At 66.2% G+C, this 2414-nt stretch carries 3 protein-coding genes; all 3 read right to left on the reverse strand.

Annotated elements, in window-relative coordinates:
- The coding region (narJ, locus tag VNT59_RS14655) for a nitrate reductase molybdenum cofactor assembly chaperone (RefSeq protein WP_325499322.1) at positions 1-431 on the reverse strand (431 nt) is incomplete at its 3' end.
- A gap of 10 nt (positions 432-441) precedes the next feature.
- Positions 442-1974, reverse strand: coding sequence for a nitrate reductase subunit beta (narH, locus tag VNT59_RS14660; RefSeq protein ID WP_325499325.1), 1533 nt, complete (start codon positions 1972-1974; stop codon positions 442-444).
- A 13-nt stretch (positions 1975-1987) separates the two neighbouring features.
- Positions 1988-2414 (reverse strand): molybdopterin dinucleotide binding domain-containing protein (locus VNT59_RS14665; RefSeq protein WP_325499327.1); only part of this gene is annotated, 427 nt, incomplete at its 5' end.

A 2414-nucleotide genomic window follows, 5' to 3' on the forward strand; every position in this document is an offset into this window, starting at 1 on the left:
AGGATGTGCGCCATCTCGGCCAGGAACTCGCGCGCCACCGCCGGCGGCTGGGTGGAGGCGAATTCCAGCACGACGCACAGGTGGTCGGGCAGCTCCTCGGGCGAGAGGAACAGGCCTGCCTGCTCGTAGGTCCTGGTCAGATCGACCATGGCCGGCCCGCGGTCGCGGGAGTCGCCGTGGACATGCTCGAACAGGTGCAGCGAGGTGGCGCGACCGCGGTCGAACAGCTCGACGTAGCGGGCTTCCAGCTCCAGGTCCTCGGCGCGCTGCATCTCGGCGGCCAGGGCCCGCAGCTCGGCGCGCCGCGCCTTGGGCAGCGCCGCTTCCGCGTCGATGGCGTCGGCCAGTTGCGGCAGCACCTCGCGCAGCCGGGCGTCGGGATAGCCGAGCAGCAGCGCCAGGGCGCGCAGGGTATGTCGGTTCTGTTTCATGCGGGCGCCCTCAGACGGTGGACTTGATCGGGATCGTGCGGCGCTTCTTGCCGCCGAACAGGCTCGTTTCGCTGGCGCCGTCGGAGCAGCCGTTGCCGAACGAAAAGCCGCAGCCGCCCTTCATGTCGAAGGTGTTCTCGGCGTACTCGCGGTGCGTGCTGGGGATGACGAAGCGGTCCTCGTAGTTGGCGATCGCCATCACCTGGTACATCTCCTGGACCTGGGCCGGCGTGAGGCCGACCTGCTCCAGAACCGCGGCGTTCTCGACCCCCTCGACATGCTTGCCGCGCTGGTACGCCCGCATCGCCAACATGCGCTCGAGCGAGCGGATCACCGGGCCGGTGTCGCCGGCGGTCAGCAGATTCGCGAGGTATTGCACCGGGATGCGCATCTGCTGCACGTCCGGGATCTCCCCGTTGGCCCCGACATGGCCGGCGTTGGCGGCCGACGTGATCGGCGACAGCGGCGGCACGTACCAGACCATCGGCAGCGTGCGGTACTCGGGATGCAGCGGCAGCGCCACCTTCCAGTCCATCGCCATCTTGTAGACCGGGCTGTTGCGCGCGCCTTCGAGCCACGCTTCGGGGACGCCGTCCAGGCGCGCCTGGGCGATCACCTTCGGGTCGTTCGGATCCAGGAAGATGTCGAGCTGGGCCTGGTACAGGTCCTTCTCGTTCTCGACGCTCGCGGCCTGCTCGATGCGGTCGGCGTCGTAGAGCACCACGCCGAGGTAGCGGATGCGGCCGACGCAGGTTTCCGAGCACACCGTCGGCTGGCCGGCTTCGATCCGCGGGTAGCAGAAGATGCACTTTTCGGCCTTGCCCGACTGCCAGTTGTAGTAAATCTTCTTGTACGGGCAGCCCGAGACGCACATGCGCCAGCCGCGGCACTTGTCCTGGTCGATCAGCACGATGCCGTCTTCCTCGCGCTTGTAGATCGAGCCGGACGGGCACGACGCGACGCACGCCGGGTTCAGGCAGTGCTCGCACAGCCGCGGCAGGTACATCATGAAGGTGTTCTCGAACTGGCCCACCATCTCCTTCTGCACCCGGTCGAAGTCAGCCAGGTTGGCGTCCTTGCCGCGCTTGGCGAATTCGCCGCCCAGGATCTCCTCCCAGTTCGGGCCCCACTCGATCTTCTCCATGCGCTGGCCGGTGATCAGGCTGCGCGGCCGCGCCGTCGGCGCCGCCTTCATCTCGGGCGCCGACTGCAGATGGTCGTAGTCGAAGGTGAAGGGCTCGTAATAATCGTCGATCTCGGGGAGGTCCGGGTTGGCGAAGATATTCGCCAGCACCCGCCAGCGCGCGCCGATGCGCGGCTCGATCTTTCCGTTCTTCTTGCGCCGCCAGCCGCCATTCCACTTCTTCTGGTTCTCCCATTCCTTGGGGAAACCGATTCCGGGCTTGGTCTCGACGTTGTTGAACCAGGCGTATTCCACGCCCTCGCGACTGGTCCACACGTTCTTGCAGGTGACCGAGCAGGTGTGGCAGCCGATGCACTTGTCGAGGTTCAGGACCATTGCGACCTGGGCACGAACTTTCATTAGTTTCTACTCCTCAGGCGGCGGCCGGCGCGGCCGGCTCGTCCATCCAATCGACCTTGTTCATCTTGCGGACGACCACGAACTCGTCGCGGTTGGCGCCCACGGTTCCGTAGTAATTGAAGCCGTATGCCTGGTGCGCGTAGCCGCCGATCATGTGCGTCGGCTTGGTGATCGTGCGCGTCACGCTGTTGTGAATGCCGCCGCGCATACCGGTGATCTCCGACCCCGGCACATTCACGATCTTCTCTTGCGCGTGGTACATCATGCACATGCCCGACGGCACGCGCTGGCTGACCACGGCGCGGGCGGTCAGCGCGCCGTTGAGGTTGAAGGCCTCGATCCAGTCATTGTCCTCGATCCCGGCCCGCTTCGCGTCCTCCTCGGAAATCCACACCACCGGGCCGCCGCGGTTGAGCGTCAGCATCAGGAGGTTGTCGGAA

The sequence above is a fragment of the Ramlibacter sp. genome (assembly GCF_035554825.1).
In the GTDB taxonomy this organism is placed as follows: domain Bacteria; phylum Pseudomonadota; class Gammaproteobacteria; order Burkholderiales; family Burkholderiaceae_C; genus Ramlibacter.